Raw genomic sequence first — 2667 nt, 5'->3', positions numbered from 1 at the left:
GGGCACACCTTCTGGCAGTTGCCGCACTTGCCCTTGGTGAGGCGGATGCAGTGGGCGGCGTTTATGGACGCGCGCTTGGGAATGGCCTGGGGAAAAGGAATGTTGATGGCCGTGGTCAGGCTCACGTTCTCGTTGAAGGCGTCGGGCACCTTCTTGCTGGGGCATTTTTCCTGGCAGGCCCCGCAGCCCGTGCACTTGGTCCAGTCAACATAGGTGGTGCGCTTGCGGATCTTGACCTCGAAATTGCCCACATAGCCCGACACTTCCTCGATTTCCGACAAGGTGTGCAGGGTGATGCGCGGGTTCTGGCCCGCGTCGACCATCTTTGGCCCCAGCACGCACACCGAGCAGTCGATGGTGGGGAAGGTCTTGTCCAGCTTGCTCATGACGCCGCCGATTGAGGTCTTGCGCTCCACCAGCACCACGTCGAGCCCGCCGTCCGCGCAGTCCAGCGCGGCCTGTATGCCCGCCACGCCGCCGCCCACGATGAGCACGCGCTTCTGCACGTCGAAGCTCTTGGGCGTCAGCGGCCGGTCCACGCGCAGTTTCTCCACCGCCATGCGCACCAGGTCCGTGGCCTTTTGGGTGTTGCGCTTGCGGTCGAGGGAAATCCAGGCCACGTGCTCGCGGATGTTGGCCATCTCGAACATGTAGCGGTTCAGCCCCGCGCGCTCCACCGCCCGGCGGAAGGTCACCTCGTGCATCCGGGGCGAGCAGGAGGCCACCACCACGCCGTCGAGCTTGAGGTCGCGGATGGTCTGTTCGATGGTCTTCTGTCCGGGGTCGGAGCAGGCGTACATGTGGTCCGTGGCGTAGACCACATCCGGAAAGTCGCGGGCGGCGGCGGCCACGGCCTCGCAGTCCACGGTGGCGGCGATGTTGTTGCCGCAGTGGCAGACCATGACGCCTATGCGCATGGCGCGTCCTCCTTGCAAACTGGCTCTGAACGGAGCGTGCCGTTTTTGACGGCCTTTGCCGCGGCCTTGGCTTCCGCTTCGGCTGCGCGGGAAGCTTCGCGCTGATCCGCGGCCGCCAGGGCCGGGGAAAGGGGCAGCACCAGCTTGCCGAAGCACAGCTCGGCCTCGGGCAGGCCCAGGGCCAAGCCCAAAAGCTGGGTGAAGAAAGGCACCGGAATCTGGATGTTGCGCCCGGACGCGCTGTTCACCTGCCCGCGCCGCAGGTCCAGGTTCATCTGGCACAGGGGGCAGGCCACGGCGATGACGTCCGCGCCCGTGCTTTCAGCCATGTCGAGGATTCGCGCGGAAAGCCTCTGCATGACGTCGAGCCTCGGCATGCCGAAGGCCGCGCCGCAGCACTCGGTCTTGAAGGGAAAGTCCACGATTTCCGCGCCGCAGGCTTCAAGCAGCCGGTCCATGGCGATGGGGTTTTCCGGGTCGTCAAAGGCCATGAGCCCGGGCGGGCGGTTCAGGATGCAGCCGTAATATGGGGCCACGCGCAGGCCGGAAAGGGGCCGCTTCACGCGGGCCTTCACGCCCTCGGGACCGATCTGCTCAAAGAGCACCTGCAGCGTGCTCTGGCAGTCCACAGGGCCGGGGGCCGGGCGGCCCAGCAGGGCCTCGACCTTGGCTTTGTAGGTTTCGTCGGCCAGGTGCGCGTCCGCCGTTTTCAGGGCCGAGAGGCAGCTGGGGCAGGGCGTGGTCACGCGGTCGAAGCCAGCGGCCTCGGCCTGGAGCAGGTTGCGCGCGGCCAGCGCACCGGCCAGGTGATGGTCCACCGTGTGCGCGGGCGTGGAGCCGCAGCAGGTCCAGTCCGGCACGTCGGCCAGTTCAATGCCCAGGGCCTTGCAACAGGCCCGGGTGGAAATGTCGTATTCAGCGGCGGTGCCGCTTTGGGAACAACCGGGATAATAGCCCAGGCGCGCGCTCATTTTTCGCCCTCCGCCGCGCCGCTGTGGAAGCGGGCGAAAATGGCGGCCACCTCGGCTTTGGCCGTGCCGCCCGGTTCATGCGGCATGAAGGCCAGCTTCCCGCGCGAAAGCATGGCCGGGCCCAAGCCCGCGTCCTGCAGGGGCTTGCCGGATTTGATGGCAAAGCAGGCGGCCAGCCCGGCCTCGAACACGCGGCCGTGCCGCGCCACGGAGGTCAGGAAGGAATCGGCGAAGCCCTTGACCAGCCGCTCCGGCGCATGGCCAGCCCGGCGCGCCATGTGCCGCAGCACGTCCATCACCACCGCCACCTGGATGTTGTTGGGGCAGCGGGTGGTGCAGGCCTGGCAGGTGGCGCACAGCCAGATGGACCGGCAGGAGAGCGCCGCGTCCTTCATGCCCAGCTGCACCAGGCGCATGACCTGATGCACGGGGATGTCGTAGTCCTCGGTGTAGGCGCAGCCGGCCGTGCAGTTGCCGCACTGGTAGCAGCTCTTGAGGTCCTGGCCGGATTCCCGCGCAACAGCGTCCATGAAGTCCTGGTCGCGGCAAGCGGCAAGATCGATGGTGTTCATCGGAGAGAGCGTGGGTGCCTGCATGGGCGGCTCCTTCGGGGCGTCTCCTCTGGGCCGCTGCGTGCGCGGCTCCAGACGGGGGGGAGGCGGGAGGAAATCCCGACCAGCGACTCCACGGTAGCAGAGGCTCCCGGTAAGGGCAAGGGCGCGGGAAGACTCACGTCCGCCCGCGCCCAGATGCGTCCTGTGCAACAGCAGTGCTGATTC

The 2667-nt window shown here is 67.3% G+C and carries 3 protein-coding genes; all 3 read right to left on the bottom strand.

Annotated elements, in window-relative coordinates:
• The coding region (locus VN419_RS08440) for an FAD-dependent oxidoreductase (protein ID WP_325646446.1) at window positions 1-917 on the bottom strand (917 nt) is incomplete at its 3' end.
• The gene (locus VN419_RS08435; protein ID WP_325646444.1) at window positions 908-1888 is read right to left on the bottom strand and encodes a CoB--CoM heterodisulfide reductase iron-sulfur subunit B family protein; all 981 of its coding nucleotides are present in this window, start codon (window positions 1886-1888) and stop codon (window positions 908-910) included. The genes VN419_RS08440 and VN419_RS08435, both read right to left, overlap by 10 nt.
• A complete protein-coding gene (locus tag VN419_RS08430; RefSeq protein WP_325646448.1) occupies window positions 1885-2460 on the bottom strand; it encodes a 4Fe-4S dicluster domain-containing protein in 576 nt (191 codons plus the stop codon). Before VN419_RS08430 ends, VN419_RS08435 begins: the two co-directional genes overlap by 4 nt.
• Window positions 2461-2667 lie beyond the last annotated feature (207 nt).

Source organism: Humidesulfovibrio sp., assembly GCF_035560995.1.
Lineage (GTDB): Bacteria > Desulfobacterota > Desulfovibrionia > Desulfovibrionales > Desulfovibrionaceae > Humidesulfovibrio.
The sequence above is the reverse complement of the archived record's forward strand: the minus strand, read 5'-3'. Positions and strand labels throughout refer to the sequence as shown.